Annotated in this window: 46 protein-coding genes; 11 read left to right on the top strand and 35 right to left on the bottom strand. The window is 69.5% G+C overall.

Annotated elements, in window-relative coordinates:
* Positions 1-258: 258 nt before the first annotated feature.
* The 33 genes from repB to AX737_RS16255 all read right to left on the bottom strand — a co-directional run bounded on the left by repB (position 259) and on the right by AX737_RS16255 (position 16,047).
* A complete protein-coding gene (repB, locus tag AX737_RS16390) occupies positions 259-1,245 on the bottom strand; it encodes a plasmid partitioning protein RepB (RefSeq protein WP_245293465.1) in 987 nt (328 codons plus the stop codon).
* A gap of 20 nt (positions 1,246-1,265) precedes the next feature.
* Complete coding sequence (repA, locus tag AX737_RS16385; protein WP_066923139.1) at positions 1,266-2,495, bottom strand: plasmid partitioning protein RepA; 1,230 nt, start codon at positions 2,493-2,495, stop codon at positions 1,266-1,268.
* A 156-nt stretch (positions 2,496-2,651) separates the two neighbouring features.
* Positions 2,652-2,864 (bottom strand): hypothetical protein, encoded by a 213-nt coding sequence (locus AX737_RS33360; protein WP_156453781.1) that lies wholly within the window; start codon positions 2,862-2,864, stop codon positions 2,652-2,654.
* A 46-nt stretch (positions 2,865-2,910) separates the two neighbouring features.
* Positions 2,911-3,165, bottom strand: a complete 255-nt coding sequence (locus tag AX737_RS33355) for a hypothetical protein (RefSeq protein WP_156453780.1) — start codon at positions 3,163-3,165, stop codon at positions 2,911-2,913.
* Complete coding sequence (locus AX737_RS16380) at positions 3,155-3,490, bottom strand: hypothetical protein (protein WP_066923136.1); 336 nt, start codon at positions 3,488-3,490, stop codon at positions 3,155-3,157. Before AX737_RS16380 ends, AX737_RS33355 begins: the two co-directional genes overlap by 11 nt.
* Before the next feature lie 210 nt (positions 3,491-3,700).
* On the bottom strand, positions 3,701-4,261 hold the full coding sequence (locus AX737_RS16375; RefSeq protein ID WP_066923134.1) for a hypothetical protein: 561 nt from the start codon (positions 4,259-4,261) through the stop codon (positions 3,701-3,703).
* Positions 4,258-4,566 (bottom strand): hypothetical protein, encoded by a 309-nt coding sequence (locus tag AX737_RS16370; RefSeq protein ID WP_066923130.1) that lies wholly within the window; start codon positions 4,564-4,566, stop codon positions 4,258-4,260. Before AX737_RS16370 ends, AX737_RS16375 begins: the two co-directional genes overlap by 4 nt.
* Positions 4,559-5,167 carry a hypothetical protein gene (locus tag AX737_RS16365; protein WP_066923127.1) on the bottom strand — a complete coding sequence of 203 codons (609 nt, stop codon included), beginning with the start codon at positions 5,165-5,167 and terminating at the stop codon, positions 4,559-4,561. Before AX737_RS16365 ends, AX737_RS16370 begins: the two co-directional genes overlap by 8 nt.
* Before the next feature lie 2 nt (positions 5,168-5,169).
* The gene (locus AX737_RS33350) at positions 5,170-6,504 is read right to left on the bottom strand and encodes a MazG-like family protein (protein WP_156453779.1); all 1,335 of its coding nucleotides are present in this window, start codon (positions 6,502-6,504) and stop codon (positions 5,170-5,172) included.
* Between the two features lie 214 nt (positions 6,505-6,718).
* Entirely contained in the window at positions 6,719-7,327 is a 609-nt protein-coding gene (locus AX737_RS16355) for a hypothetical protein (protein ID WP_197430604.1), read from the bottom strand.
* A gap of 85 nt (positions 7,328-7,412) precedes the next feature.
* Complete coding sequence (locus AX737_RS16350; protein ID WP_066923121.1) at positions 7,413-7,787, bottom strand: hypothetical protein; 375 nt, start codon at positions 7,785-7,787, stop codon at positions 7,413-7,415.
* Entirely contained in the window at positions 7,784-8,260 is a 477-nt protein-coding gene (gene dcd, locus AX737_RS16345) for a dCTP deaminase (RefSeq protein ID WP_245293464.1), read from the bottom strand. Before dcd ends, AX737_RS16350 begins: the two co-directional genes overlap by 4 nt.
* Positions 8,257-8,478, bottom strand: coding sequence for a hypothetical protein (locus AX737_RS16340; RefSeq protein WP_066923118.1), 222 nt, complete (start codon positions 8,476-8,478; stop codon positions 8,257-8,259). The genes dcd and AX737_RS16340 overlap by 4 nt, the downstream gene beginning before the upstream one ends.
* Complete coding sequence (locus AX737_RS16335) at positions 8,475-9,293, bottom strand: hypothetical protein (protein ID WP_066923115.1); 819 nt, start codon at positions 9,291-9,293, stop codon at positions 8,475-8,477. The genes AX737_RS16340 and AX737_RS16335 overlap by 4 nt, the downstream gene beginning before the upstream one ends.
* On the bottom strand, positions 9,293-9,820 hold the full coding sequence (locus tag AX737_RS16330) for a hypothetical protein (protein WP_066923112.1): 528 nt from the start codon (positions 9,818-9,820) through the stop codon (positions 9,293-9,295). Before AX737_RS16330 ends, AX737_RS16335 begins: the two co-directional genes overlap by 1 nt.
* Before the next feature lies 1 nt (position 9,821).
* On the bottom strand, positions 9,822-10,079 hold the full coding sequence (locus AX737_RS16325; RefSeq protein ID WP_066923109.1) for a hypothetical protein: 258 nt from the start codon (positions 10,077-10,079) through the stop codon (positions 9,822-9,824).
* A complete protein-coding gene (locus AX737_RS35990) occupies positions 10,079-10,492 on the bottom strand; it encodes a hypothetical protein (protein WP_245293463.1) in 414 nt (137 codons plus the stop codon). The genes AX737_RS16325 and AX737_RS35990 overlap by 1 nt, the downstream gene beginning before the upstream one ends.
* Entirely contained in the window at positions 10,489-10,878 is a 390-nt protein-coding gene (locus AX737_RS16315) for a hypothetical protein (protein WP_066923106.1), read from the bottom strand. The genes AX737_RS35990 and AX737_RS16315 overlap by 4 nt, the downstream gene beginning before the upstream one ends.
* Positions 10,875-11,183: a hypothetical protein gene (locus AX737_RS33345; RefSeq protein WP_156453778.1), complete on the bottom strand. Its 309-nt coding sequence runs from the start codon at positions 11,181-11,183 to the stop codon at positions 10,875-10,877. Before AX737_RS33345 ends, AX737_RS16315 begins: the two co-directional genes overlap by 4 nt.
* The gene (locus tag AX737_RS16310; protein WP_066923102.1) at positions 11,180-11,662 is read right to left on the bottom strand and encodes an ASCH domain-containing protein; all 483 of its coding nucleotides are present in this window, start codon (positions 11,660-11,662) and stop codon (positions 11,180-11,182) included. The genes AX737_RS33345 and AX737_RS16310 overlap by 4 nt, the downstream gene beginning before the upstream one ends.
* Complete coding sequence (locus AX737_RS16305) at positions 11,659-12,087, bottom strand: hypothetical protein (RefSeq protein WP_156453777.1); 429 nt, start codon at positions 12,085-12,087, stop codon at positions 11,659-11,661. The genes AX737_RS16310 and AX737_RS16305 overlap by 4 nt, the downstream gene beginning before the upstream one ends.
* On the bottom strand, positions 12,080-12,487 hold the full coding sequence (locus tag AX737_RS16300) for a hypothetical protein (protein WP_156453776.1): 408 nt from the start codon (positions 12,485-12,487) through the stop codon (positions 12,080-12,082). The genes AX737_RS16305 and AX737_RS16300 overlap by 8 nt, the downstream gene beginning before the upstream one ends.
* Complete coding sequence (locus AX737_RS16295) at positions 12,480-12,722, bottom strand: hypothetical protein (RefSeq protein ID WP_156453775.1); 243 nt, start codon at positions 12,720-12,722, stop codon at positions 12,480-12,482. Before AX737_RS16295 ends, AX737_RS16300 begins: the two co-directional genes overlap by 8 nt.
* The gene (locus AX737_RS16290) at positions 12,719-12,985 is read right to left on the bottom strand and encodes a hypothetical protein (protein WP_066923090.1); all 267 of its coding nucleotides are present in this window, start codon (positions 12,983-12,985) and stop codon (positions 12,719-12,721) included. The genes AX737_RS16295 and AX737_RS16290 overlap by 4 nt, the downstream gene beginning before the upstream one ends.
* A 54-nt stretch (positions 12,986-13,039) precedes the next feature.
* Complete coding sequence (locus AX737_RS37260) at positions 13,040-13,174, bottom strand: hypothetical protein (RefSeq protein ID WP_280949083.1); 135 nt, start codon at positions 13,172-13,174, stop codon at positions 13,040-13,042.
* Positions 13,167-13,475 (bottom strand): hypothetical protein, encoded by a 309-nt coding sequence (locus tag AX737_RS16285; protein ID WP_197430603.1) that lies wholly within the window; start codon positions 13,473-13,475, stop codon positions 13,167-13,169. The genes AX737_RS37260 and AX737_RS16285 overlap by 8 nt, the downstream gene beginning before the upstream one ends.
* A 3-nt stretch (positions 13,476-13,478) precedes the next feature.
* Positions 13,479-13,805, bottom strand: coding sequence for a hypothetical protein (locus AX737_RS16280; protein ID WP_066923087.1), 327 nt, complete (start codon positions 13,803-13,805; stop codon positions 13,479-13,481).
* Entirely contained in the window at positions 13,805-13,945 is a 141-nt protein-coding gene (locus AX737_RS33340) for a hypothetical protein (RefSeq protein ID WP_156453774.1), read from the bottom strand. The genes AX737_RS16280 and AX737_RS33340 overlap by 1 nt, the downstream gene beginning before the upstream one ends.
* A 13-nt stretch (positions 13,946-13,958) precedes the next feature.
* The gene (locus AX737_RS16275) at positions 13,959-14,372 is read right to left on the bottom strand and encodes an HNH endonuclease signature motif containing protein (RefSeq protein ID WP_066923084.1); all 414 of its coding nucleotides are present in this window, start codon (positions 14,370-14,372) and stop codon (positions 13,959-13,961) included.
* Entirely contained in the window at positions 14,372-15,061 is a 690-nt protein-coding gene (locus AX737_RS16270; RefSeq protein WP_066923081.1) for a hypothetical protein, read from the bottom strand. The genes AX737_RS16275 and AX737_RS16270 overlap by 1 nt, the downstream gene beginning before the upstream one ends.
* Complete coding sequence (locus AX737_RS16265) at positions 15,061-15,357, bottom strand: hypothetical protein (protein ID WP_066923078.1); 297 nt, start codon at positions 15,355-15,357, stop codon at positions 15,061-15,063. The genes AX737_RS16270 and AX737_RS16265 overlap by 1 nt, the downstream gene beginning before the upstream one ends.
* A 1-nt stretch (position 15,358) precedes the next feature.
* Positions 15,359-15,685, bottom strand: a complete 327-nt coding sequence (locus AX737_RS16260; protein WP_066923075.1) for a hypothetical protein — start codon at positions 15,683-15,685, stop codon at positions 15,359-15,361.
* A gap of 2 nt (positions 15,686-15,687) precedes the next feature.
* Complete coding sequence (locus tag AX737_RS16255; RefSeq protein ID WP_066923072.1) at positions 15,688-16,047, bottom strand: hypothetical protein; 360 nt, start codon at positions 16,045-16,047, stop codon at positions 15,688-15,690.
* 219 nt (positions 16,048-16,266) lie between these two features.
* Between AX737_RS16255 and AX737_RS16250 the strand changes: the two genes are divergently transcribed.
* Complete coding sequence (locus AX737_RS16250; protein ID WP_066923069.1) at positions 16,267-16,527, top strand: hypothetical protein; 261 nt, start codon at positions 16,267-16,269, stop codon at positions 16,525-16,527.
* A gap of 6 nt (positions 16,528-16,533) precedes the next feature.
* Here the strand turns inward: AX737_RS16250 and AX737_RS16245 are convergent, their stop codons facing one another.
* Entirely contained in the window at positions 16,534-17,214 is a 681-nt protein-coding gene (locus AX737_RS16245; protein ID WP_066923066.1) for a S24/S26 family peptidase, read from the bottom strand.
* Positions 17,215-17,287: 73 nt separating this feature from the next.
* Between AX737_RS16245 and AX737_RS33335 the strand changes: the two genes are divergently transcribed.
* Positions 17,288-17,614 carry a hypothetical protein gene (locus tag AX737_RS33335; protein WP_156453773.1) on the top strand — a complete coding sequence of 109 codons (327 nt, stop codon included), beginning with the start codon at positions 17,288-17,290 and terminating at the stop codon, positions 17,612-17,614.
* A 307-nt stretch (positions 17,615-17,921) separates the two neighbouring features.
* On the opposite strand, the gene AX737_RS16235 is transcribed toward AX737_RS33335, so the two are convergent.
* Positions 17,922-18,401, bottom strand: a complete 480-nt coding sequence (locus AX737_RS16235) for a hypothetical protein (RefSeq protein ID WP_066923060.1) — start codon at positions 18,399-18,401, stop codon at positions 17,922-17,924.
* Between the two features lie 90 nt (positions 18,402-18,491).
* Here AX737_RS16235 and AX737_RS16230 point away from each other — a divergent pair, with 90 nt between their 5' ends.
* The 9 genes from AX737_RS16230 to AX737_RS16190 all read left to right on the top strand — a co-directional run bounded on the left by AX737_RS16230 (position 18,492) and on the right by AX737_RS16190 (position 23,311).
* On the top strand, positions 18,492-18,905 hold the full coding sequence (locus tag AX737_RS16230) for a hypothetical protein (RefSeq protein ID WP_156453772.1): 414 nt from the start codon (positions 18,492-18,494) through the stop codon (positions 18,903-18,905).
* A 93-nt stretch (positions 18,906-18,998) separates the two neighbouring features.
* A complete protein-coding gene (locus tag AX737_RS16225) occupies positions 18,999-19,655 on the top strand; it encodes a GapR family DNA-binding domain-containing protein (protein ID WP_066923054.1) in 657 nt (218 codons plus the stop codon).
* Complete coding sequence (locus AX737_RS16220; protein WP_066923051.1) at positions 19,652-20,599, top strand: ATP-binding protein; 948 nt, start codon at positions 19,652-19,654, stop codon at positions 20,597-20,599. Before AX737_RS16225 ends, AX737_RS16220 begins: the two co-directional genes overlap by 4 nt.
* Entirely contained in the window at positions 20,596-20,949 is a 354-nt protein-coding gene (locus AX737_RS16215) for a hypothetical protein (RefSeq protein ID WP_156453771.1), read from the top strand. Before AX737_RS16220 ends, AX737_RS16215 begins: the two co-directional genes overlap by 4 nt.
* Entirely contained in the window at positions 20,946-21,386 is a 441-nt protein-coding gene (locus AX737_RS16210; protein ID WP_066923045.1) for a hypothetical protein, read from the top strand. Before AX737_RS16215 ends, AX737_RS16210 begins: the two co-directional genes overlap by 4 nt.
* Positions 21,386-21,718, top strand: a complete 333-nt coding sequence (locus AX737_RS16205) for a hypothetical protein (protein WP_066923042.1) — start codon at positions 21,386-21,388, stop codon at positions 21,716-21,718. The genes AX737_RS16210 and AX737_RS16205 overlap by 1 nt, the downstream gene beginning before the upstream one ends.
* Positions 21,715-22,050 (top strand): hypothetical protein, encoded by a 336-nt coding sequence (locus tag AX737_RS16200; protein ID WP_066923039.1) that lies wholly within the window; start codon positions 21,715-21,717, stop codon positions 22,048-22,050. The genes AX737_RS16205 and AX737_RS16200 overlap by 4 nt, the downstream gene beginning before the upstream one ends.
* Positions 22,047-22,445: a hypothetical protein gene (locus tag AX737_RS16195; RefSeq protein ID WP_066923037.1), complete on the top strand. Its 399-nt coding sequence runs from the start codon at positions 22,047-22,049 to the stop codon at positions 22,443-22,445. The genes AX737_RS16200 and AX737_RS16195 overlap by 4 nt, the downstream gene beginning before the upstream one ends.
* Positions 22,442-23,311, top strand: coding sequence for a phosphoadenosine phosphosulfate reductase family protein (locus AX737_RS16190; RefSeq protein ID WP_066923034.1), 870 nt, complete (start codon positions 22,442-22,444; stop codon positions 23,309-23,311). Before AX737_RS16195 ends, AX737_RS16190 begins: the two co-directional genes overlap by 4 nt.
* The last annotated feature ends 69 nt before the right edge of the window (positions 23,312-23,380 follow it).

Below are 23,380 nucleotides of genomic sequence, written 5' to 3'. Positions count from 1 at the left end.
CGCAGCCGTCAGCGATCGCCGCCCGAAGGGCGTCGTGATGTGGAGGGTCATGCTCAGGTCGAGCACCGGGCCAAGATCGGGCGTTCGCCGTCACGCGATTACGCGTGGTCGGCGGGGTTCAGCCTTGCGATGTGCCGGGAGATGTGATTCTCTGTCGTTGTCCAGACGATAGAGAGGGTCTGCCGGACTTCGGTTCGGTGGGCCCTTTCTTTTTGCGGTGTCCTCGTCTCCTTTCAGTTCGATGGTGGATCGGCGGGGTTAGCCCTTGCTCGCCCGGTAGGCGGCCAGGATCTCGGGGATGCGCTGGGCGAGGTAGTCGCCGAAGCCGGGCTCGGCAGCCTCCTCAACCGTCACGCGGAGGCCGGTCGCGCTGCGCTCGACGCGCGCGTACTTCCGGCCCTTGGGGTCCTTCAGCGTCTCGGCTCTCGGCTTCGCCTTTGGCTTCGGCACCACGGTGAGCGCGGCCAACACCACGGCGAACCGCTCGTCCGATGCTTTGCCGGCGAGGTCGGGGGAGGCGATGGCGGTGTCGATCTGCTCTGGGCTCGCGGTCTTGATCCGGTCGGCGAGCGTGAGCCAGTTCGGCCGGCCGATCTTCGGTGCCGGGCCGATGGTGGCGAGCACGGGGGCGGGGATCGCGTCGGCGACCGTGAGCAAGCTGGAGAGGTGGGTCGCCTGCGTGCCCATTGCCTTCGCGATCGTCTCGCGCGCCACGCCGGCCTGGACCATGTTCCGCGCGAAGTGCGCGCGCTCGATGTAGCTGAGGTCGGCGCGGGCGAGGTTCTCCGATCCCTGCGCGATAACGAGCTCCGTGTCGCTGAGCGGGCGCACGATGGCGCGCAGCGGCCGGCCGAGGATCTGCGCGGCCCGGCGCCGCCGACGCCCATAGGCGATTTCGTAGCGCCCGGGCTCGCCGGGTTTCGGCCGCACCAGGGCCGGACTGCGCTGGCCCTCCTCCCGGATCTGCTCCACGAAAGCGTCGAAGGCGGCGTCCGTGGTGTCGGGCACCCGGTCCGCGATAGCTGAAGGATCGCAGATCTCCGGATCGAGCTCGACCACGCTGCCGTCGCGCTCGGCGTCGGCTACGGCCCGAGCCTGTTCCTGCGCCTGCCACGCGGCGCCGAACGAGCGGGCTGCACCGGTGCGGCGAGGGGAGGGCGAATTACCACCTGGTAAGGGGGGTGAAGTCGTTGATCCCGTTGAGGGCGGGCTGTCCGTTGCGGGCTCAGCCACGCGGCGGGACATCAGATCCCGAATGCTCTTGCTCATGCCCGACCCCAGGCACGGCGGATCAGGGTCTCGATCTCACGGTTCACATCGTCCAAGGCGTCGAGCGCGCGGCGGTACGTGGCTCGGCTCACCTCGTCGCTGCGGTCCTTGCCGAGCGGGGTCTCGTAGATCGTCTGCCCGACCAAGCCCGAGGTCGAGACGGCCGGGGTCTGCAGCATCGCCCTCGGGAGGACGTAGCTGCCGAACAGATCCTGCAGCATGCCGACCACCGAGGTCTGCGGCACGCTCTGCGGGTCGTAGCGGGTGACGAGGTAGCGGAACCAGTCCTGGGCCGGCGGCGGGGCGCCCTCCTCCTGCACCGTCTCCATCAGGTCGCTCATCATCGTGAGGAACTGCCGCATCGACGCGAGGTCGATCATCTGCGGGTGGACGGTGATCAGGGTGGCGGTGGCCGCGCAGAGGGCCGAGATGGCGAAGTAGCCCAGCCGCGGCGGGCAATCGATCACCACCACGTCGTAGTCGGCCGCGACGCTCTCGATCGCCACGGGGAGCCGGGCGAAGAAGGGCGCCCCCGCCGACCGGCGCCGGTCCGGGCTCGACATCAGAGGCGCGTAGAACTCGAACTCCTCAAGCTCGAGGTTCGCCGAGGCGAGGTCGAGCCCGGCGAAGTAGGTCGGCCGGATCACCTCCCGCATCGGGCGCTGGCCCTCGCCGTAGCGCACCGCGTCGTAGATGGTCGGGCCGCTGTCGTCGGGCCGGACACCGAGTAGGGTCGAGAGCGAGGCCTGTGGGTCGGCGTCGATCGCCAGCACTCGGTAGCCATGAAGCGCGAGGTAGTGGGCGAGCCCGGCCGTGTGCGTGGTCTTGGCCGAGCCGCCCTTGAAGTTCGTGAGCGCGATGACCTGCAGGTGCTCGCCCTTGTCCGCGTCGCGGTGGGGGAGGTAGCCCCGCCCCACCCGGTCGATCTCGTGGAGATGGCGGCGGACCGCGTGGATCTCGGCGAGGGTGAAGTAGCGGCGCCCGGCCGGCCCGATCTCGAGATCAGGGGTCAGCCGGTCGAAGGGGAGCTGCCGCAGCCGCACCTCGGTGATGCCGAGCAGGCGCGCCGTCTCGCCGGCCGAGAATCGCCGCAGGGTCTTTTCCGCGGTAGGCGGGTAGAACCCGGCCGCGAGATCCTGCAGCTTGCCGCCGAGCAGCCGGGCATGGGCCGCCGCGATCTGGTTGGAGTGCGCGTCGGCGCCTTCCACGGGGACGTGCTGGTTCATGGCCCTTCTCGCTAGCGGTAAATCGGCAGATTACGCCATACCACCGCTAGCGAAGAGATGAGACCGATTCGGGACAAGGAGTCGAGTCCCCCGCAAGCCAGGCACAAGCTCGGGCGCGGATTCGCCTGGGGAGGAACCTGCAGGCGAGACCGGCGTTCAGGGCGCTTCTACCGCTCCAGATGCCAGTTCCAGCGCATCGAACAGATCATCCGTGATCGTCCCATCCGGGCAGTCGAGCATGATGAGCGTGCCCTGCCTGCTGATGGTTGGCTGTGCTGCAGCCAGAAGTCCGGCAACGGATGCGCGCCGATCCCCCTCGCTCTCTGAAGCACGGACGCTCGCGCGCTTTTGAGCCACCATCTTCCTCATGGAGCTCAATCTCTCTGTCTCCGCCCGCGGCCGTGCGATCTCGGGGTTATCGGGCATGGCAACCTCCGAACCAAGCGTTGGGACGCGGCACCGGGCGTTCCACACAGTTGTTCGGCTTGTCCATGCTTTCATGGGTGAAGGTGCCGAGGTCGCCGCAAACCGGGCAGGGTTCCTCCGGTTTGATGTCCAGAGCCGGGAACGGGCAGCGCCGGCCGCCCCGCCGCTCAAGTTCGGCCCTCAGTTCCTCATTCTCCGCCCGCAGGCGCGCGATCTCGTCTTCAGGGGGAAGGCTATCGGGCATGGGAGGGCTCCGCGGCTTCGATGGCGGTGTAGGCGCCCTGCGAGACGCGCCGGATCTTGTGCCGGCGGGTCAGGTAGCCGAGGGCGTTGTAGACCTCCTTCTCCGAGGTCTCAGGGCGTTCAGCCTGACACGCCGCGATGGCATCCGGCACACGCAGGACGACCCCGGGCGGGAATAGGCCGCCAACGAGCCGTAGGACCGAGCCGGACTTGGCGGTGAGCGGCAAGCCCAGCGTGTCCATGTGCTGCTGAACGGAGGAGCGCTCCTCAGCGCTCATCACCTCCAAGAGGGTGAGCACGGCTTTGACCAGAGGGGTGTCAGACATGCTCTGAGCCCTCCTTTGTCTCGGTGAGTGGGTTGTCGGAGGGCGCCTGCCTGGCTGCGCCAGTCACCGTGCTCTCGTGAACCGAGCCCGTCCCGGTCTCGGCCCCTGCGGGGCTTCGATCACATGGCGCGATGTCGGTTGTAACGAATGAGCGCCGAACTATTATTCGGCCCATGCGCTCCGTCAGGGCGTAGACACGCTGTGTTGGCCTCATGTGGCCTCGCTGCGGTTCTTGATTGCCGTACTAGCGGTGGCGACCGGGCCGTCGTGAACCGAGCTGCAAGCGTCTCGGCCCTGCCGGGCTTCCGTCCCTTGCGCGGCTTGCGCGTATTCCGATAACGCGCGCAATAATATATCAGTTTCTTCGGATGACGGGCAGATCGTTGACAGCAGAAAGTCTTCACGATCAGCATAGGCCCTCGCGTTCTTGATCTTGCCATGCAAAATCTCGACGCTCTCGCGCGAGTGATACTCGCCCGTCAGGGCAGAGACGCTTTGCGGCTCTGTCGAAGATGAGTAGCCCGGTGACGAAGTCACGCGCTCAAGTCTTCCCCTCTCCCCTTCGACCTTCTGAAGGCGCTCCACCTCGGCTTGCAGGGCAGAGACCTGGGCGAGGATCGGTTCGATCTGCGCGGACAGGGCCTTGATGGCCTGCTGTTTCCGGGCATCGCACATCGCGCACATGCTCGGGATCAGGCACGCGCCTTTACAGATGAGAACGGTCGCAGCGCGTGCCAGCGCCTCCCGGAGGTCGGGTTGTGTCTCGCTCATCGGGAGGGCTCCGGATCAGAGGTTTCAAATTCCGCCCGGTCGCGCAGGATCTGCTCCCATCCTGGCGGCTCATGCCCCGGCAGCGGATCGGCGATCCCTTCTCGGCAGAGGTGCCACGCGAGGTACTGTTCCGTGAGCGGCGGGCAGTCCAACAACCGGTCGCACATCTCGTAAATCAGGTGCTGCACCTCAAAGCGAACCTCCTTGCGGGCCGCCTTCATCGGAGCCTTGAGCGTCACGCGCGAAAGCACGTCGCCCATATCGACGCGGTAGGTGGTGCGGATTGCGATGGCCAGTTCACCCACGGTTCGCCCCCATGGTGTCGGGAGAGGGAGTGGGCGTACGCATGGTCTCGGCCCAGAACTTCACTGCCTCAAAAGCCCACCGGGCGCCGGGCGGCAGGCTGTAGCGCAGATCTTCCGCGTCACCCGTGATGCCGTAGATGCGCTCAGCACTCAGGCTGTCGTCATCGCGGAAAGCTCGAACAGCTTCCTTGCGATCTACGACGTTGTCTGGGTCGCCGCCGTACTCGTCACATAGCTGCGCGAACAGTCGCTCCCGACAGCCCTGCCGCTTGCCGTCGTAGGCGTACCGGATCAGGTCGGCGACCGTGGCCTCTCTATCAAATTCCTTATCGACCCCGCTCTTGCTGGCGAGGTACGAAAAATCAGCCTGCGCCACGAGGTCGATCGCACCTTCCAGCGTGTTGAATGCCGGCCAGATCTCGTAGACTACCGTTCCCACGTCGCCTGAGAGCGCCACCATGCCGGGCGCCCAGGTGACGCGGAAGGCGTAGACGCTCGTACCGGGTTTGCCGAGCCGCCAAGAGCGGGCCGGGGCCTCGGTGATGGCGTGGTTGGTGAAGCTCAGCGCTGCTATGCGCTTGATGTCGTCGTAGGAAGCCATCGTCAGCCCTCCTCTTCCGAGGTGCTGGGCGACTGAGCGGGGGCGGGAAGACCAATCTTGATCTCCCGGATGCCGTACTGAACGTCCTCCGCGTAGCCGCCCCACGGCTCGAACGTCGGATCCGGGCATCGGGCCTTCGCGGCGGCGCGGGCGGCTTGTTCGGCCTCAAAGCCCTCTTCGATGAAGGCGCGGTTGGTCTCTGCGGCCAGGGTCTGGCAAACCTTCTGCGTCTCTTCGGTCCAGCGCTTCGCAGCCTCGCCGTCGAAGGTCGCAGCGATCAGGTCTTCTGAGCGGTCCGAGTACTCACCGGTCGTGCGGATGATGATGAAGACGGCGCCAGCGCGCTCCCTGGTCTCCACCGCCCGTTCGGATCGACCCGCTCCACCTCCCTGAGAGAGGGCGGACAGTCGGCGGAAGAACTCTGAGACAGCGGCGTCCCATCCGGAGCGCTGACCTCGACCAAACGAGGCAGCATCGACCCCGATGGGGACTTGTCCTGCCGGGCCCTCGTCCAGCATCGCACACGCGAGATCGACAACCATCGCTTGCCTGATCTCCACCCCGTGCTCGACGGGGGCGGAGGGAGAGGCCTGGAACACCTCAAGCCCCGCCTTGATCTGGTCGGCGGTCGCCTGTTCTAGATCGTCCCCCGCCCCTGATCTGGGCGAGTCCGGGACGGCGGGAGACTGACCGGGGCCTGCGGGCCGACGCCAATGCGTGATCTGGCGTCCGCCTTCCTCCGGATCATCTACTTCGATCCAGCGCCCAAGGTTGTCGCACCACTGATTGCCCTTCGGCGGGCAACTATCGCAGTAGTGACCGGCCTCGCCGCAGGTATGGTTTGGGCGCGCCCAGCGGGCGTCGGCCTCGCGATAGCCCCCGCCATACTCATTCTGGTCTTTAACCCAGAGATCCAGCGGATCGCCGTCCTTCGGCGCCGTCCAGATCGGCTGCCAATCCCCCGCCCCGGCTCCGGCGGTTGAGGCGAGGGCGGCGGGCTCCAGTCGTGTCGTCAGCCCGACCTTCTCCGAGGTCGCGTTGAACTTGGCGACGACCGCCGCGCCGAGGTCGATGCCGGCCGTCACCGCGCACAGGTCGGCGCAGATCACGACATCGGCCAGTTCTTCGGCAAGCTGATCCGGGGTGGCCCGTGAGCCGCGCCATCCGTGGCGCTCGCGCTCCAGTTTCTTGATGACGTTGCAGGCCTCGCCCGTCTCGCCGGCAAGCTCGTTGCCGCGAAAGGCCAGATCGGGCTCAGGGGCTCCGCCTTCGCACCATTCCGTCTGCCGAGCCTTGTTCGCTGCGTGAAGGGCAGCCAGGGTCACGCTCTCGCTCATGTGCGGTCCTCCATCTCTGTTAGGGGCAGGGCGCGGGCAGCGGGAAGGGGCTCACATCGCCGAGCCTTAGCGGCCGGGCTGCGGGTCAGGCCGCACCACTTGCAATGCACGATGCCGGGCAGCTTCGCCTTCCAGATCCAGTAGTGCTCGCCGGAGACCTGAGGCTTGTTCGCCCCCGCTTCGACCGCTCCACCGGCAGGGATCGGGGCTTGGGTCATGCCGGGCCTCGCTGATCGGTCAGGGCGTCGGGCCGTGTGGGGCGAGCCGCGTTGAACAGCGGTCCGTCCGGCAGCGCGAACTTCCCGCGCCATGTCCGCCACGCCTCGGTGACGGCGCCCGTGCCGGGGAAGAGGTCGGACAGGTCATCGTCGGGACGGGCGCCGACCATCTCGAAGGCCCAGTGACAGACCTTCTCGGGCTTCGCGCCGGTCAGCCCGCGTCTCAGTGTGATCGGGCACTCGACCCAATCGCGCATGACGAGGCGCTTGCTGACGACCGGCTTGCGGGCCGCCTTCACGATGACAGGCTCCCAGGCGTAGGCCACGGAGACGTTGCGCTTGTAGGCAGCGAAGCCCTTCACCCACGTCATCCAGCGAGCGCCGGTCGCCTTCACCAGTGGCGCCAAGGTCGCCATGCTGTCGGGCGTGGCCGCGGCATGCAGCACCCACCCATCGAACTCGGCCTCAAGGCGCTCGATCAGGGCGACGTGATCCACCTCGCCGCCGTAGTCGGGGTGGTCCCGGTAGAGGTGCGCGCACCCGATGTAGGGCGGATCGGCGTAAGCGATGCGGGCGCGGCCCATGAGGCGTTCGGCAGCGCTCATCCCCGCCTCCAGTCCATTCCAACCCGTGCCCGTGCATAAGACGCCATGTCCCGGAAGGACTTGGGGGACTTGAGATGGAAGGCGGTCATGCGGCTCTCCGCAGATCGTGGGAGGACGCGGCGAGATCCTCGCGCATCTCGCGATCGAGCCCGCGGCGGGCGAGGCGGCGCTGCGCCGTGCAGGGCTTCAGGCCGAAGCTCCGCGCGATCGCCGGGACAGTGACGACGCCCTCGGCGAGGATCAGCCGCTCCATGGCGGCATCGAGTTCGGCCAGGCGGTTGAGTGCAGGCGCCCAGAGACCGCGGCGGAAGCGCGAGACCGTGGATTCCAGCGAGTTCTGCCGGTAGCCCAGCAGGGCCGCGATCTCCGGCCATGTGAGGCCGTCCCGGTCGTGCAGGGCGATGGCGCGCTCCAGAGCGTCCCGGGTGTAGCGGGCGTTGGTGCGGCGGCGGGTCCTCATGCCAGATCTCCCTCGGAGAGAGCGCCGACAGGACGATCAGCCTGGTTGTGGTATTTGCCTCTGTAAACCTGCTCTGGCGCCGCCGTCATCTGATGAAACAGGATCTGCGCGATTGGATCACCTTCGCATATCTCGATCACATCAGCGCCGTGATTGCTGACTTCCAGTGTGAGCCAGCCGATCCACCCGCATTCGATCACGGTGTTCTGCGCGGCCAGCCCACGACGCGCCCACGTAGACTTGTCGTGCACGATGCCGATCACGTCGTCCGGCATGTGGAAATGCTCAATGGACGAGAGCAGCGAGAAGCCGCCGGGCGGCAAGATCACGCCCTGCTTCGTGCGGATGTCGTAGCCTGCGCAGGACAGGCCGTAAGACATGCCGTTCTGAACGGTACGCTCGGACCAGGGCTCAAGCACGTGGCGGCCCTCGCCGACGCGTAGATCACGAATCATGTAGTCGGGCAGGATCACGCCACGTCCTCCGCATCTTCGGCCGCCGCGACCGGCGCCTGTTCTGTGGTGAGCTTCGCGAGACGGTGAGCGGCCGTGAGTTCGCGGGTGACGTCCTCGTCACGACGGCGGATGCGATGGGATCCGCCGGCGGCGATGCCCTCGACCGTGCGGCCGATGCGGAAGCGCCATTCCGCGTACCCGGCGCACGGCAGGGTGATGTCGCGGTGCTGCGTCATGCGGCGGCTCCGAGTTCGGCGGGCTTGCTGCCCTGGCGTCCGGTGGTGGTGGCGGGGCGCGCGTGGCGGGCGAGGAGGTCGATCAGCCAGACCTTGTTCGGCTCGAGCTTGGCGAGGCTGACGCGGGTCGGGTGGGCGACGATGAAGCGGGCGACGTCGCGCTCGTGGATGATGAAACCCTCGCGCCCAGGGCTATCCTTGGTCGGCTGCCAGCGCGTGCGCGCGGCGAGCCAGCCGTTGCGGATCCAGCCGACGACGATCTTGGGATCGACGCCCATCACCTCGGCGAGGCCCGCGGCGGTGAAGCGCTCGCTGTCGAAGCGCTCCACCTGACCGTGCGCGCGCCGCCACGCGATCGCCCCGGGCGTCCGGTGCCAGCCGTGCGCGCGCATCTTCTTGGCGAGCACCGCGGGGGCGTCGAGCGGGTGAGCGTCCGCGTAGTCCTGCTCCTCCTGGCTCCACGTGCGCTGATCGCGGGAAGGGGTGAGGCCGAGTTCGGCCGCGCGCCGGGGGATCCACCAATCGGGGCGGGCAGTCCTGCGGGCGAGCGCTCCGACGAAGCCGCGCGGACGCGCGCCGCGGTAGGCCGCCTGGATCATCGCGTCGATGAGGGGCGTGGTGGTGATCCGCACCACCTCGCGCGCCGTCGCGACGCCGAGCGCGCGAGCCCGGCCATAGACCGAGTTGACCGTGCGGCCGGGAAGGCGGTCGGAGCACCACTGCGCGCCACGGCGGGGATAGTGGGCGCGGATCAGGTCGTCCTCGCTGGCCTGGTAGTCGGGGCCGCGGACGGTGCGGGGTTCGGTGCTGGCCATCAGGCGCGCGCCCCCGTGACGGAGTTCGGCGCGCGGACCGGTGGGCTTGGGGCCCCGGACCGCCGCGGCGGGATCCCGTGCAGGTGCAGAGCGCGGAGAACCGCCTTGCGCCCGCGCCCGACGACGGCGCCGATGGCGGTCGTGTTCAGGTCGGGACGCTCCGCGTGAAGCGTCGCCATCGCGATCTGGCGGGCGATGAGGATGGGTCCTGTCTGGGCCGGCCCGCGCAGGGCTCCGAGCGTGGTGCCGTGCGCCTCGGCCACGCGGCGGGCGATCGCCTCCGCGTCGGCGTCGGGCGCGGGTGGAGCAGCCGCGAGGGCGGCACCCTCGGTGCCCGGCGCGCGCGACGCCTGCGGCTCCGGCAGGACGACCACGGCGCGCACCGGGCGCCCCCAGATCCGTTCCATCTGCCGGCGGTAGCCCTCGCGCTGCGCGTCGGCCTCGCCCGGCCCGTAGGCGCGGGCGCCGAACTGCCCGCGGGCCACGAGCGGGGAGGCGGTCAGGATGGGTTGCGGGGCGAGTCCCATGTCAGTGCCTCGTCTCGGAAGGGGAGGGGGTCAGCGTCTCGGTCTCAAGGCGCGCGAGCTCGGCGCGGATCTCGGCGCAGTCGTCGGGGGTGCCGGGCACCGCGCCGAGGGGCACGTCCGAACCTTCAAAGGCGCGGACAATCGCGCGGCAGACCGCCAGCGGGCCGTAGCCGACGCTGCGCAGGCCGGAGGTTCGGTAGCCCTTGGCGTGAAGCTGCCGGGCGACGGCGGCGTGGGTGAGGGGATGGGCAGAGCGCATCACGCCTGCGCCTCTGTCGCTTCGGTTGCCGGAACGGTGCGCGCGGCCGCGTCACCGGCGGCGGCCAGAAGCCCAGCCGACAGCGTGCGCGCGTCCGGCCGATCCATCGCCAGCTTCAGCGTCGCGGGCGCGCCGTAGAGCGTGAAGCTGATGACGAGGAACACGCCGTTGGGAGAGGCCTCGGTGGTGATGGTCCACTCGGTTCCGGGATCGGGCTGGAACAGGGCTTGGACAGGGCCGGCGCGCAACGTGTCGAACGCGGCGTCGTGCGCCGTGCCGGTCTCGGCCGGGATCGTCTCGTGCCCCCGGCAGACCGGGCAGACCTCCTTCGCGGTCTCGGTGTGCCGATCCTCAAAGGAGACGAAGCCGTCGCCGTTGCAGGCGGGGCAGGGGAGGGCGAGCGGCATGTTCACGCGGCGGCCTCCAGGGTGACGGCGCGGCCGGTGACGTGCGCGAGCGCCTCCGCCAGGGTGGGGCAGCGCGTGACGCCTGCGTGGTTCACGAAGCTGAACTCGTCGCAGCCGATGGCGTAGACCGGCGTGCCGACCGCGAGCGCCGCGCCGACTTCCACGAAGGCGCCCTTCAGCACCTCGCCGGGCTGGCGGTAGACGATCAGCGCGTCCGCGCCGGCCGCCTCGTCCACGCAGCGCCGCCACAGGTCGGTGAAGCACTGCGTCTCGCCGACGCCTGCCTCGTCAATCCAGGTGGAGATGATCCGGAAGCCCGAGGCCCGGAGATCCCGCCAGCGCGGCGCGTGCGCCGTCTTGCTGGCCATGTAGATGGTCGGCTCTGTGCTCATACGGTCCTCCGGCGGATCTGCGGGCGCACGCGCTCGACCCGTGAGGACGGGCGCAGTCTGGCCGGGACGAAGGGGGGATCGGGCTGGGGACCGCCGGCGCGGGTGTTGCGCACGATGGTCTCAGCCGAGAAGGCGACGCGGCCATTCCCAGCACATTCGTTGCAGAGCGGGCGAACCCGCTCGCGCCAGTTCACAGCGGTGCCGAACTCGGTCGTGTCCGGCTTCCCCTCAGGGAAGCACGTCGAGCACCATGCGCCGTTGCCGACCAAGTAGGGGTCGTGGAGGTATTGGGAGCGGAGGCTCATGCCGCCTCCTCCGCACCCCAAGGCCAGAACCCCTGAGCGCCCCGCGCTGGTACAGGCGGTATGCACGGCCGGATGTCGGTGAGCGGCCATGCGAAGTTGCAGTGCTCGGCCCGGTCGCTGTCGTTCAGGATGCCGCCGAACTCGCCGACGATCTCATGGGCCCGTATCGGCAGGCCCAACACAGCGGTGCCGAGCACATGGGACAGGACCGCCGCCTTCGGGTTGGCGTGCAGCCGGTCGAGCATCGGCAAGGCAATCTCCGGCCGCAGACAGGTCGTCCAAGCCTGCGGGCCGCGGAGGCGCACGATTAGGTCGGCGACCTCTGCCTTTCGGACTGGCCGGGCGCCCGCGTGGATTGCGATGCGGGTGCCGTGGTAGGCGCGTGGCGCTGCCCAGCCCCGGAACTCGTAGGGCTTGGCGCCGGCGATGATTAGGGAGGCCCACGGCTCCCAGATCGTGATGGCAGGGATCGCGCTCATGCCTGGGCGGCCTCCCGCGTTGCGAGAGCTTCGTCAGCCGCGGCCGCCGCCTTCAGGTAGCCATGCCAAAGCCGGATCGGCGGATCAAAGTCTGCCTGGATCTCATCCGGATCCCGGTCCGGGTGGTGTGCCTTGCAGAGAGCGCGGGCGATGGTCTCGTGGCGTGCCGCAGTCTCCGCCACCGGGTCGCCTTCCTCCTGGAAGGCAAGCAGGGCGTCGTGCACCTCGGTGCCGGTAATCCACTCGTAGACCTCGGCAGCTCGACGCCACGCCTCGCGGGCGCGCCACTCGCGCTCATCCGCCTCGTAGAACTTGAAGCCGGGCGGAGCCGTGAAACCGACGCCGAGATAAGCGAGCATCTTGCGGGCGAGGTCGTTCACCTCGGTGACGATCTGCGCGTCTGTCTTGGGGGCAGCCTCAGACACGGGCGCCTCCTGCCGCAAGGCGGCCAACGACATCCCGCCCAACCAACTTCGGCTCGATCTCATCCGAGAACGGCCAGGGCGCCTCGGTGAGCTTCGGTCCGGTCTCGGCGGCCAGGATGTTGACGAAGCCGCCGCACAGCCGGGTCGGCAGGCCGTCCTCCTTGTCGTGGTGGCAGCCGAAGGGGTGGCGCTCGACCAAGCACTTCAGCGCGTCGAGACCCGTTGCGGGGGCCTTCGTGTTCGGGACGGTGCCGGCGCGGAAGGCGCAGGAGGCGCAGCGATCCTCCGGCTCGACGCCCGAGGCGCGGAGCTTCGCCTCCGCCTGATCCGCGAAGCTGGCGAGCTTGGCGCCCAGCGTCCGGCCGAGTTCGGCCATGTCCTCCTTGGTGAGGCTACCCACGCGCGCCTCCCCGGATCACCGTCCGCAGAACAGCGACGGTGGCGAGCGCGACCGCAGCCCCGATGATCGCGACGTGCGCGAGGTGGCCGGCGACGGCGCTGGCCGTGTCCGCCGAGGCCGGCACCGGATCCACGATCCCGCGCTGAAGCCGGATGCCGAGTTCGGCGATGGAGGCTAGGCAGCCGAGACCCGCGAACGCGGCCGCTGCCAGGGGGAGGGCGTCGGCGCCGATCACGACCGGCACCCCGCCTGCTTGCCATCGGCCTGCATGCGCGGCGTCAGGGCGCCGGACTTGCCGACGTACTGACAGCCCGTGCCGTGGTCCGTGTAGAGGATCAGGCCCGATAGGCTGCCCGCGGGCGGGTCGGTAGCATCTCGCGGGGCGCCGAAGAGGGCCGTCCCGGCCAGGAGCAGGAGGCCGAGCACGCCGGCACCGCAGAGACCATGGTAGAGAACGCCAGCGAGACGCTCGACGTAGCTGTTCGGCCCGAAGGACATGCGGGACTCCAGAAACGGGGGAGGAGAGGGCGGTCCGGGCGCGGCCCGGCCGGATCAGCGCACGTTGCCGGCGCTGTCGTGCGTGGGGTGCTCCGCCTCGTCGGTGGCGAAGCGATCGGGCAGGACCACCAGGGTGAGGAAGTTGGCCAGGGCGCAGAGGCCGAGGATCAGGCCAGCGGTCTCAGGCATCGGCCCCCTCCGCCTTGAGTGCTCGGTCGAGGGCCCGCACCGCGTCGTCCGGCAGCCGATCCACGAAGCAGATGCGGATCGGACCATGGCGGCCGTCGCCGGTCATCTGGCCGTGCAGCGCCGCCCGGTCCGAGGCGCGCAGGTTGCGCCATTCCTGGATGTCGTAGTCGCCGAAGAGGATGCCGCGCGGCGAGCCGCGCTCGCTGTGGCCGACCGAGAAGCCGGCGCGCTGCAGGAAGGCTTCGGCCTGGCGCGCGGCCGCGAAGTCGCCCTCGGCGCTGAAGAGGCGGGAGAACCCCATCGCTCAGGCCCTCCCAAACCGGACGCCCGGCCGGACTCGGAAGTCTTGCGGCCGCGCGAGGTAGGTGACGATGGAGCGGAGTCCGAGAGACCAGACGGCGTAGAACACGTCGCCCATGTCCTCGATCGCGTGCAGCTCGCTCGTGCTGTTACGGTAAACCCGCGTGCTCTCGCCGGAGCGGATGGCGTCCTCGTGGATCTGGAGGTCCACGAAGCCGACCGGGCGGGGGCCACGCTGCGAGCCGCGGATCACGGCGTGCGCGTTGGCGAGTTCACGGTGGAGGTGCGCCGGGTGGGCGGGGCGCGGGGAGGGCAGGACGATCGCGGCCATTACGCGCGAGCCTCCCGAGCGCCGAGGATGAAGGCGGCGACCTGGGCCTCGTAGGCCCGGCGCGCCGCAGCGATCTCGCGGGCTTGGCGCTCGCGCTGTTCCGCGTCGGAGAGGCGCGGAGAGGGCAGGGGACGTGACACGCGCTTGGCTCCTTCAGCGGTTGGGGGAGGGGGTGTTGCGGCGGCCGATCAGGCTGACGACCGGCGGCTTGCTCAGCGGGGTGGAGGCACGCCGCTGGGGCTCGGCCTTCGTGAATCCGGCCGAGGTGAGGCGCCGACGATGCGGGTCCTTCACGCCGATGTGCCGGTCGGACTGCCGGTCCGCCTTCGCGATCCGGCCCTGATCCTTGGTGGTCTTCGCGCGGTGGCAGAGCCGGCAAAGCGCGGCGCAGTTCTCAAGCGAGTTGTCGCCGCCGAGCGCGTCGGGGATGACGTGATCGAACTCGACCCGACCGGGCTCGACCACCGCCTCGCACCGCAGGCCGGTGTGCAGAACGCCCTCGCACTGGCCGTTGGCGCGCTTGAAGGCGGCCCGCTGCGTGGCCTTCGTGAACTCGCGACGGGGCATCAGGCAGCCCTCTCGCGAGCCGCCAGACGCCGACGCTCCATCTCCCAGGACTTCGGCTCGTCCCAGTCACCGCGCACGGGCTCGAGCTTGGTCCAGAGCGTCGTCACGCGAGCACAGCGGCACTCCGGCGCGAACCGGGCGAGGAGCCGGAGGAACAGGTCCTCGGTGATGAGCAGGCCGGCCGTGCCGACGCGCTGCGTCCAGTGGCGCTCGGGCGGGTAGCCGCACCGCGGATCGGCGACGTTGATGTAGGCGGTATCGACGTAGCCGGCGGGCGTCGCGCCGCACCACGGGCCCCGGAGCGAGATCTCGCGCCCGGCGTGTTCGCCGTCCTTCATCGTGATCCGGACGTGCGAGCCGGCGAGGCCGTCGGACTGCGCGGTCGCGAGCCCAACATAGTCGACGAGCTTCCCGCCCTCGGAGCGGGTCAGCGCTGTCTCGCCGACCGCGCCGTGGTGATAGTAGCAGCGGGCGCGCCCGTCCTCGTGAACGGCCATGTAGCGACCGTCCTCGCAGGACCAGACCTGCCCGGCCCACTCGCGAGCCTCGCAGTCCGTCTTGAGCCGGATGCCCGGCGGGTTGCCGTAGCCTTCAAGCCACTCGACCTTCAGGCCCTTGGCCCAGGTGGGGATCGGCTGGGGACCGACTGGGAGGTCGACCCACTCGTAGCTGTCGCGGGCGCCGGGCATCACGCGGCCCTCGCGAGCGGAGCGGCCGGCGCGGGGTGGCCCACGACCACGCCACCGGCTGCGATCACGTCCTCCGCCCGGAGCTGCCACGTCGCGAGCATCAGCGCCGTGAAGGGCAGGCCCTTCAGCCCGCCGTCGACCGCCGGGATGTCGAGGAGCAGAAGCGCGGTGATGCGCGTGCCTGCGTCGCGATCAAGCGAGGTCTGGAACTGGCGGCCGCAGGCGATGCGACGCGCCTCGGCGACCTGAAATCCGGCAGCCTTCGCCGCCTCGTAGGTGAGGTGAGGGGAGGCCATGTCAGTGCACCGTGGCGCGATCCGCCAGGGCGGCGGCGTAGAGGAGGAGACCGACCGAGATCTCGGCGCCGAAGGTGTCGTTCACCTCGTCCGGGCTCGTGTCGAAGAGGGTGAAGGCGGCGTCGTGCAGGTGCGGGAGCGCGGCGTCGTAGGCGCGGCGGGTGCCGGCCGAGACACGAAGGGCACCGTAGGTGCACCAGCACCGCGCCCGGCGGGCGAGCGGGTCGCAGGGCAGGCCATCCATGTCCCGAGCCATGACCTCGGTCGCGTGCTTCGCCGGGTCGGCGAGAAGGGCGGCAGCCGCCCGGAGAGCTTCAGCGGGCGCCATGGTCAGGCCGCCTGCGCAGGAGCGGCGGCCTGGGCGACGCGATGCGCGGCGATCGCGGTCTCGACCGCAACCTTCGCGTCCCGGAGGCCGGCCGGATCGAACTTCCAGCCGCCGGAGATCAGCGACGAGTCGCGCGTCGCCGGATCGGCCATGACGACCGCGCTGAGCGTGTTGTTGTTCGGGTAGACCGCGCCGAGGAACGCGCCGTTCTCGTCACGGCAGACGTAGGCGAGACCGCCGTTCTGCTGCCAGCCCTCGACCATCTTCCAGTCGCGCTGCGGCACGGGGCGCTGAGCGCGGTCGGACTTCAGATCCCGGAGGGCGGAACCCCAGGAGAAACCTTTGCGGCTGTGGTGGGACATCTTGGGGCTCCATCGGCTCGGGGAGCGGCGATGGAGATAACGCTACATGGAGTAGCGATTTGCGTCAATACGCCATGTAGCGATTTGTGCGCCTAGGGGCGCGGAGCGGCCCCGCTGCATGTAGCACGGTTATCCACACTCGTGCACAGGAACCGATTGTGTACTTGCTTTGTTCTGGTCCGTACGCAACCCTGGGTTCGCCTCAAAGGGAGGACAGTGGTGGGCAGCAAGGTCGTTTACAGCGTTCAGTATTTCAACAAGGACAAGGCGGGCAACCATGTCCAGTGCCGGCAGAGCCCGTGCAAAACACCTGAGCAGGCGCTAGAGCTCGCGCGAGAAGTCGGCAGAAGCCGCACGGCGGTCGGAGCAGTGGCGCTAAAGGCGCTCAACGACGACGACATCGGCATGGCCGAGGAGCCAATCGTCATTGGTGTGTTCGGCGACGTCCCGCAGGCACTACTCGACCACCTACCGTTCTGAGCGGACTCATCCCTGGACTAAGCGTTTCCAGTGTTGGCCGTGAACCGTGGCGATGATGCCGGAGGACCACTTCAGGCGGACGTCGGAGATCAGCGGGGCGTTGTGGCTCTCCAAGTGGTAGAGCCCGCGCCGACTGCCGCGGAGGAGACGCTTGAGGTAGCGCTGGCCGTCGATCGTGCGGACGGCGGCGTAGGCGCCCACCAGGTTCTCCGGGTTCTCGCCATGCTTTGAGCAGAGGATCACGTCCTCAGGGTCGTAGCGTGGATGCATGGACGGCCCTTCGACGCGGAAGGCGATCGTGCCCTCAGGCACGGGGAAGGGCACCTCGATCTCGTAGAGGTTCGTGTCGTCCGGGATCTGCTCTGACCCTGTGTCGATGAGGCCGCCTGCGCTGATCAGTCCCGCCACGCCTACGATGTTGCCACCCTCGCGGACGGGTTCGCCCGCATCCTCGTCGCCGAATAGGATGCCGCGCGCCGAGACCTGGACGCCATCGAACCGAAATCGGTTCGCGTACCGCTCAGCATCGTCTTGGCCGATGGTACGGGTGCCGCCCTCGTGGGCCCGATAGGTGCTCTCGGACCACTCGTTCGATAGGGCCGCCTCGCGCGCGGAGCGATAGCCGGCGGCCACGCGCGCGCTTTTCAACCGCGCGCCCTGCGCCTTGCGTAGCTTGGTGTCATCCATGCTACGCAGTGTAGCGGGCCAATCGCTTCGTGCCGTGTTGACCACGCTCGCTACCTCATGTAGCGATAGCTCCATGAACTCGTTCTCCGATGTCATCGATGCGCTCGGTGTTCCGGGCGCCTCCGGGATCCTCGGGATCCCCGAGAGCCATGTGCGCGTGCTGAAGGCGCGTGACAGCATTCCGCCGGACTACTTCAAGCGCATCGTCGACTCCGCCGAAGGCCAAGCAAACAGCATCACGTTCGATTTGCTGTACGGCCTGCGGGACGAGAAGATCGCCCACAAGCGTCCGGCGGCGGCAACTATCCGCCCGGCCTTCGCGAGCGAAGTTCCGCGCTCGGTCGCATCGCGCAAGCGAGCGGGGCTCCGCCCGGCGGCTCTAGCAGGCCAATCTCGATGATCTCGTCGAGCCGCGCCTTCGCTTCCGCCCGCACCGAGGCTTCGTGCTCCGGCGCCGTGCCGAACTCGGTCGTGTCCATCGCGTGCCGGCCGACCGTCTTCCATCGGGCGGCCAGTGCCCGCGGATCCCGTCCGCTTTCCCGCGTCAGCGCAGCGAGCCGGCGCAGCGCCATGAGCAACACCTGCTTCGTGGCGGCTTGGTCGGCGATCATGTCGTCCAGTTCGGAGGCGTCCACGGCTCGGCTGGGCTCCCGCAACGGAGCCCTGAGCGTAGCGCGGTCCCGCCGCGCGCCCGTTCGCCATCAGGATCATCGCCGGGTCTCTTCCGGCGTAGCGACAGCGAGGGCGGCATGACGCCGGCCCTGCACCAGAACGATGCCGTTGCCGGCGTCGACGTTGCCCGCCAGGGCGTTCTCTCCCGAGACTTCGGGCGGGGCCTCAATGCTCCGCCCGCCCTTTGGGATTCCCCTGAGCACCAAGACGCGCCCCTCGCGGCGCACGACCTCGACCAGGGCCAAAGCCGGAATGACCCGGCCTCCCTGAGCGGAACCCGCATGCCGGGCGTGGGCCGAGAAAGCCCGGCAACCCTCTCCCCGATCCGCCTTCCCGGCGGTCACCGCGTCCGCCTGAGCGCTTGCCTTGGGCGTGGCGGGCACGGTGCGGGCGTGTCCTGTCTCGCCGCGTTGGAACTGGGCGTTCCGCAGGCGGGCCGGGGCACGCCCCTTCATCCCACGGGCCTTGCCCTGCTCGTCCGCGCCGCCGCGCCCGCTGCTCTCGCTCGCCACCATGCATCGAGAGGTACGGCGCCCACCCCGCGACAGGAAGCCTTTCCCCGGTCCGCCAAGGACGTGCCGCTCTCGGTGGAGGAGAAGACGCCCATGTTCGAGACTGCTCCCGCGGACGGCGCCGCGCCGGCCCGCGAGGCCATTCTGCGCTCCTCCACCAACCCGGACGGTCTCGACCTGCGCGACCTGCTCAGCCGGGTCCGGGACGAGCTTGCCGCCGTGAACGCCCCGCTGCGCGGTCGCCACGGCAGCATGGACCAGCCGGAATACGCGCTGCGCCAGGAGGTGCTGAAGGCGCTCACCCACGCCGACAGCCTCGCCTCGCAGCTCGCCAGCGTCATGGCGCTGCGTGTGCGCGCCGCCGAGGAAGAGGCGGCTGAGAGCCGAGCGAGCGCCGCCCGCGCCGCGCTGATCGCCGACGACACCGTGGTGAGCTTGCCGCTCGGCCGGAAGCTCCCTGGCGGGGCCTACCACCCCTCCGGCTGGCCCGCGCGCGACGCGGCCTAGCCACAAACGCGAACCGCCCGATCCCCCGTGGCTTGGCGGCCGGGGACCGGGCGGCGGTGAAAATCGCTCGTTCTGACTTCGTGGAGTTGACCCATGGGTTCCACAAATCGCGCGAAAGCGCAACCGCCTGCCAATTTCAGCACCGCGGAGCAGATCCGCTCCTACGCCCAGCGCGTCCTCAACTTGGAGGAAGAGCGCAAGGTGCTCGCGTCCGACATCAAGGACATCAAAAACGAGGCCGCGTCCCAGGGCATCGACAAGAAGGCCCTGATGATCGTCGTCGCTCGCATGCGGGAGACCGAGGATCAGAAGGCTGCGCGCATCGACGCCGAGAGCATCGCCGACGTCTACCTCGCTAGCCTGGGCATGCTCGACGGTACGCCGCTTGGTGAGGCCGCGCGCCGTCGGTTCGATGAGCCGGAAGAGCGGGAAGACGACGACGAGCCGCCCACTGGGGTCGATGCCGGGGCAGAGGGCAGCGCCGAGCCCACGCTGCCTCCCCATCCACCGGCTGGCCTGATGGGCGAGGCGGAGATCTCCCAGGCACGTGAGGCTGGCTCCGCTGCGGCGGGTGCCGGCACCAAGATCTTCGCGAACCCCTACGCGGCCGGCGACCCGCGCCGTGCTGCCTGGGACGAGGGCTGGTGCGCGCGCAAGGGGTCGGACGGGATGGAGATCCCGGAGGCGTTCCGGCGCAAGGTCAAGCCGAAGAAGACCGATGAGTCCGCAGGGCAGGGAGGTGAGGCATGAGGCCCACCAACCTCTCGGACCTGCGCCGCCGCGGCAGCAAGACTGCGGAGGCCGCCAGCGCGGCCCAGCAACTGCGCACCGAGCTCGGCACCCTGGTCGACGTCCGCGAGCCGAAGGACGCCGAAGAGCCGATCCTAGGCGAGGTGGTGCGGGCAGCCATCCTCGGCTGGCTGCACGAGATCAACGCCGCTGAGGAACTGCGGGCGGTCGGCGTGAAGCCGCGCTCCACCGCGCTCCTCTACGGCCCGCCCGGCACCGGAAAGACGACGCTCGCGCACCATTTGGCAGCGCGCCTCGGCGTCCCGCTCGTCATCGTGAAGGCCGAGCAACTCGTGGAGAGTTCACTGGGCGGCACGGGCCGGCGCATCGCCGAGCTGTTCGACGGGCTCGCCAAGGTCGGCGCCCCCTGCATCGTCCTGATGGACGAGATCGACGCCATCGGCACCGAGCGCACCGACGACAACCAAGCCTGCGCCCGCGAGATGAACGCGGCCCTGACCACGCTCTTGCAGCGGATCGAGGGGTTCGGCGGACGGCTCATCGCGGCGACCAATCGGCACGACAAGCTCGACAAGGCGCTCTGGCGTCGGTTCGGCCTGCAGATCTCCGTCGACCTGCCGGGCGAGGACGAGCGCTTCGCGATCCTGAAGCGCTACGGCATGCCCTACGACTTCGGGGACGAGGCGATCGACGCCCTCACCGAGGTGACGCGGGGTGCCGCTCCGTCCCTGCTCCGGCAGGTGATGGAGGGGCTGAAGCGCGCCGTCGTGCTGGGCGATCGGCTGCGTCTCCCCATGAACGACCCGCAGGCGATCCTCCGCATCGTCATTGAGGAGGCGCGGCCGCACCCGGACTACAAGCCACCGCCGCTCTGGGCCGACGTGCGCTTGGTCTCAACGTTCGCGCCCGAAGCGTGGCCGCCGGCTCGGGAGGCGCGGGCATGATGCGCCATCGCCTCCCCCGCGAGACACAGATCCAGGCGGCTGTCGTGGAGCACTGGCGCACGCTCGGCCTGCCCAACACCTTGGTGGCCGCGATCCCGAACGCGGGCGCCATGGGCCAAGCCGGGCTCACCCGCGGCGTACCGGACCTCCTCGTTCTCGGCGGCAACCAGCGCTTCGGCCTGATCGAGTTGAAGACTGCCACGGGCCGGCCCAGCGTCGAACAGCTCGACGTTCAGGCGCTCTGCCGTGCCATCGGCGTGTCGTGCGAGATCACCTACGGCCGGGACGACCCGATCGCGCTCCTCGAACAGTGGGGCGTGATCCGGCCCCAGGTGGGAGGTGCCGCATGAACGCGCCCCTCCACACCTACCGCGGCACGGTCCAGACCGGCCTGCAGTCGCTCCTCGACCGACTCCTCACGGACGGCGCCGTCACCCTGACGCTTGCCGACAGCGAGACGCTCCTGCGCAAGGCGATCCGGGTCGCGGACGTGCGCCCGCTGCCGAAGGCGCCGCCGACCCCCACCATCAGCGACCGGGCGCTCGTCGTGCTGGTCGATCGCCTCGACGGTCGCGTGGCCTCGAGCGGCGATCTCGGCCGGGCCGTGCTGCCCGCCAGCACCACGACGAAGAACTGCTGCGCCCGCGGTGCGGGCTTCCTGAACCGCCTGGGTGCGCTCGGCGACGTCGAGAAGGTCGAGGGCGAGGGCTGGCGCGTCACAGCGAAGGGCCGCGCTCGCGCCACCGAGATCCGTTCCGCCCTTCAGGCCGGGGAGGCGCTCGCCTGATGCCCCGCCACGAGATCCACCCCGCCTCCGGGCGCTCCTACGCAGACCTGCGGGCCGAGGCGCTCGCGCTGCGCGCGCAGTTCGTGCGTACGCCGGAAATCGCCGCTCGCCTGAGCATCTGGCACGGCACAATCAGCAAGTGGGTGCGCCGCTCGCCCCACCACGCGGCGGCATGCCGCTTCAACAGGGCGCTGAAGGCCGACGAACGCCGCTTCTACCCGGCCGGCCACGACGCCCTGCGCCGCAAGCTCGCCCGCGAAGGATTCGACCGCGCCGAGCGCATCGCCCTCCTGCAGCGCGTGGCCGAGGCCCGCCCGGAGATCCGCCCGTGACGACGAAGAAGCTCCATCCCGTCTCCGGCGTCCCGTACGCCGACCTGAAAGCCGAGGCGCGCGCACGTCGCGCCGCCGGCGAGCGCGTCGCCGCCATCGCACTGGCACTGGACGTGAAGCACCCGGCGGTCGTGAAGTGGTGTCAGGGCATGCCCGAGCACGACGCGGCCACGCGCGCCAACGTCGCCGCCCGCGCCGAGCGCCGCCGCATCTACCCGAAGGGCCACAGTGCCGCCGAGCGCGTCGCGCTGACCCGCTTGGGGCTGCCGGTCGCCGAGCGCGCCCGCATCCTCGCCGCCCGCACCGCTCAGACCGCGGAGGCGCGCGCGTGATCCCCGCCGCCGCCATCCTCCGCACGCTCCTCTCCGATCTGGAGCAGTCGGCACCCGGGGCCCCGCCCTGCGCCTACCTGCGCGACCAGGTCGAGAAGGCGCTCGCCGCTCTGGCTGACGAGACCGCCCGCGCCAGCGGCCCGGCACTCGGCACCGAACTGGAGCGGGTCTTCCGCACCTTCTGCGCCCTCCACAGTCCCGTCGCCCCGATTCGTCTCGGCATGGCCCTGACGGAAGGTCTCACCGGCCCCAAGGCCAGCCACCTCGGACAGATCTGGCTGGAGACGCTCTCCCTCTCCGGCATCGTCACGGCCATCGGACGCGGTCGGTACGTGCTCACCGATGCTGGGCGGGATCAGGTGCGGCGGTTCGCGCCCGAGAGGATCGCGGCATGAGCAGCCCGTACCTCATAACCGGCCCGGCGCTCATCTCGTTCTCGGGCGGCCGCACCTCGGGCTTCATGCTCTGGAACATCCTTCAGGCGCACGGCGGCACTCTGCCGGCGGACGTGCATGTCGCCTTCGCCAACACCGGCCGGGAGATACCCGAGACCCTGGACTTCGTTCAGGAATGCTCGGAGCGCTGGGGCGTGCGGATCGTGTGGCTGGAGTTCGACGCCGAGGCCGGGCACCGCACCCGGATCGTCGACCACAACTCGGCCTGCCGGGACGGCGAGCCATTGGCGGCCGTGCTCGCCACGCGGAAGATGCTGGCGAACCCGGTCATGCGGTTCTGCACCATCGACAGCAAGATCAAGCGGCTCCAGGCCTATGCCCGAGAGATCGCCGGCTGGTCCACTTGGTCTGACGTGAAGGGCCTGCGCTTTGACGAGCCGAGCCGGGTCGAGAAGCAACACCGCCGGCACGAGAGCGGAAAGGACGGCAAGAGCTTCGGTGTGCCCGTCATGCCGCTCTACGACGCGCGGGTCACGAAGCGCGACGTGTCCGCCTTCTGGGCCCGCCAGCCCTTCGACCTTCGCCTGCAGAACGTCGGCGGCAAGACGCCGCTCGGCAACTGCGATCTCTGCTTCCTGAAGGGTCAGAGCACGATCCTCGGCATCCTGCGCGAGCGCCCCGAACTCGCCGAGTGGTGGATCGCTCAAGAGCGCCGGTTCGAGAGCACGAAGCGCCCCGGCGACTTCGCCTACTTCCGCAAGGATCGGCCGAGCTACGCCGAGATGCTGCGCCTGTCGCAGGACCAAGGCGACCTCCTCACCCTCAGCGAAGAGGAGGAGTCCCTTGACTGCGCCTGCACAGACTGAGGTCCGGCAAGCCGCGAAGGAGCGGTTCTACCGCGCAGCTCTCTGGCGCGCTGCTGATCCGGAATGCTC

The sequence above is a fragment of the Methylobacterium sp. CCH5-D2 genome, assembly GCF_001556475.1.
In the GTDB taxonomy this organism is placed as follows: domain Bacteria; phylum Pseudomonadota; class Alphaproteobacteria; order Rhizobiales; family Beijerinckiaceae; genus Methylobacterium; species Methylobacterium hispanicum.
The sequence above is the reverse complement of the archived record's forward strand: the minus strand, read 5'-3'. Positions and strand labels throughout refer to the sequence as shown.

Coding starts and splice junctions, on each gene's coding strand:
- AX737_RS16215 (WP_156453771.1), top strand. CDS start 20,596: ATGATGCGCCATCGCCTCCCCCGCGAGACACAGATCCAGGCGGCTGTC.
- AX737_RS16335 (WP_066923115.1), bottom strand. CDS start 9,293: ATGGCCAGCACCGAACCCCGCACCGTCCGCGGCCCCGACTACCAGGCC.
- AX737_RS16310 (WP_066923102.1), bottom strand. CDS start 11,662: ATGAGCGCGATCCCTGCCATCACGATCTGGGAGCCGTGGGCCTCCCTA.
- AX737_RS16330 (WP_066923112.1), bottom strand. CDS start 9,820: ATGGGACTCGCCCCGCAACCCATCCTGACCGCCTCCCCGCTCGTGGCC.
- AX737_RS16220 (WP_066923051.1), top strand. CDS start 19,652: ATGAGGCCCACCAACCTCTCGGACCTGCGCCGCCGCGGCAGCAAGACT.
- AX737_RS33355 (WP_156453780.1), bottom strand. CDS start 3,165: ATGCCCGATAGCCTTCCCCCTGAAGACGAGATCGCGCGCCTGCGGGCG.
- AX737_RS16190 (WP_066923034.1), top strand. CDS start 22,442: ATGAGCAGCCCGTACCTCATAACCGGCCCGGCGCTCATCTCGTTCTCG.
- AX737_RS16375 (WP_066923134.1), bottom strand. CDS start 4,261: ATGAGCGAGACACAACCCGACCTCCGGGAGGCGCTGGCACGCGCTGCG.
- AX737_RS16365 (WP_066923127.1), bottom strand. CDS start 5,167: ATGGCTTCCTACGACGACATCAAGCGCATAGCAGCGCTGAGCTTCACC.
- AX737_RS16280 (WP_066923087.1), bottom strand. CDS start 13,805: ATGGCCGCGATCGTCCTGCCCTCCCCGCGCCCCGCCCACCCGGCGCAC.
- AX737_RS16325 (WP_066923109.1), bottom strand. CDS start 10,079: ATGCGCTCTGCCCATCCCCTCACCCACGCCGCCGTCGCCCGGCAGCTT.
- AX737_RS16290 (WP_066923090.1), bottom strand. CDS start 12,985: ATGTCCTTCGGGCCGAACAGCTACGTCGAGCGTCTCGCTGGCGTTCTC.
- repA (WP_066923139.1), bottom strand. CDS start 2,495: ATGAACCAGCACGTCCCCGTGGAAGGCGCCGACGCGCACTCCAACCAG.
- AX737_RS16265 (WP_066923078.1), bottom strand. CDS start 15,357: ATGGCCTCCCCTCACCTCACCTACGAGGCGGCGAAGGCTGCCGGATTT.
- AX737_RS33345 (WP_156453778.1), bottom strand. CDS start 11,183: ATGAGCCTCCGCTCCCAATACCTCCACGACCCCTACTTGGTCGGCAAC.
- AX737_RS16350 (WP_066923121.1), bottom strand. CDS start 7,787: ATGAGGACCCGCCGCCGCACCAACGCCCGCTACACCCGGGACGCTCTG.
- repB (WP_245293465.1), bottom strand. CDS start 1,245: ATGTCCCGCCGCGTGGCTGAGCCCGCAACGGACAGCCCGCCCTCAACG.
- AX737_RS16355 (WP_197430604.1), bottom strand. CDS start 7,327: ATGAGCGCTGCCGAACGCCTCATGGGCCGCGCCCGCATCGCTTACGCC.
- AX737_RS16230 (WP_156453772.1), top strand. CDS start 18,492: ATGTTCGAGACTGCTCCCGCGGACGGCGCCGCGCCGGCCCGCGAGGCC.
- AX737_RS16245 (WP_066923066.1), bottom strand. CDS start 17,214: ATGGATGACACCAAGCTACGCAAGGCGCAGGGCGCGCGGTTGAAAAGC.
- AX737_RS37260 (WP_280949083.1), bottom strand. CDS start 13,174: ATGCCTGAGACCGCTGGCCTGATCCTCGGCCTCTGCGCCCTGGCCAAC.
- AX737_RS16205 (WP_066923042.1), top strand. CDS start 21,386: ATGCCCCGCCACGAGATCCACCCCGCCTCCGGGCGCTCCTACGCAGAC.
- AX737_RS16225 (WP_066923054.1), top strand. CDS start 18,999: ATGGGTTCCACAAATCGCGCGAAAGCGCAACCGCCTGCCAATTTCAGC.
- AX737_RS16270 (WP_066923081.1), bottom strand. CDS start 15,061: ATGCCCGGCGCCCGCGACAGCTACGAGTGGGTCGACCTCCCAGTCGGT.
- AX737_RS16275 (WP_066923084.1), bottom strand. CDS start 14,372: ATGCCCCGTCGCGAGTTCACGAAGGCCACGCAGCGGGCCGCCTTCAAG.
- AX737_RS16285 (WP_197430603.1), bottom strand. CDS start 13,475: ATGGGGTTCTCCCGCCTCTTCAGCGCCGAGGGCGACTTCGCGGCCGCG.
- AX737_RS16235 (WP_066923060.1), bottom strand. CDS start 18,401: ATGGTGGCGAGCGAGAGCAGCGGGCGCGGCGGCGCGGACGAGCAGGGC.
- AX737_RS16255 (WP_066923072.1), bottom strand. CDS start 16,047: ATGTCCCACCACAGCCGCAAAGGTTTCTCCTGGGGTTCCGCCCTCCGG.
- AX737_RS16210 (WP_066923045.1), top strand. CDS start 20,946: ATGAACGCGCCCCTCCACACCTACCGCGGCACGGTCCAGACCGGCCTG.
- AX737_RS33350 (WP_156453779.1), bottom strand. CDS start 6,504: ATGAGCGAGAGCGTGACCCTGGCTGCCCTTCACGCAGCGAACAAGGCT.
- AX737_RS33335 (WP_156453773.1), top strand. CDS start 17,288: ATGAACTCGTTCTCCGATGTCATCGATGCGCTCGGTGTTCCGGGCGCC.
- AX737_RS16260 (WP_066923075.1), bottom strand. CDS start 15,685: ATGGCGCCCGCTGAAGCTCTCCGGGCGGCTGCCGCCCTTCTCGCCGAC.
- AX737_RS16340 (WP_066923118.1), bottom strand. CDS start 8,478: ATGACGCAGCACCGCGACATCACCCTGCCGTGCGCCGGGTACGCGGAA.
- AX737_RS16380 (WP_066923136.1), bottom strand. CDS start 3,490: ATGTCTGACACCCCTCTGGTCAAAGCCGTGCTCACCCTCTTGGAGGTG.
- AX737_RS16315 (WP_066923106.1), bottom strand. CDS start 10,878: ATGAGCACAGAGCCGACCATCTACATGGCCAGCAAGACGGCGCACGCG.
- AX737_RS33360 (WP_156453781.1), bottom strand. CDS start 2,864: ATGAGGAAGATGGTGGCTCAAAAGCGCGCGAGCGTCCGTGCTTCAGAG.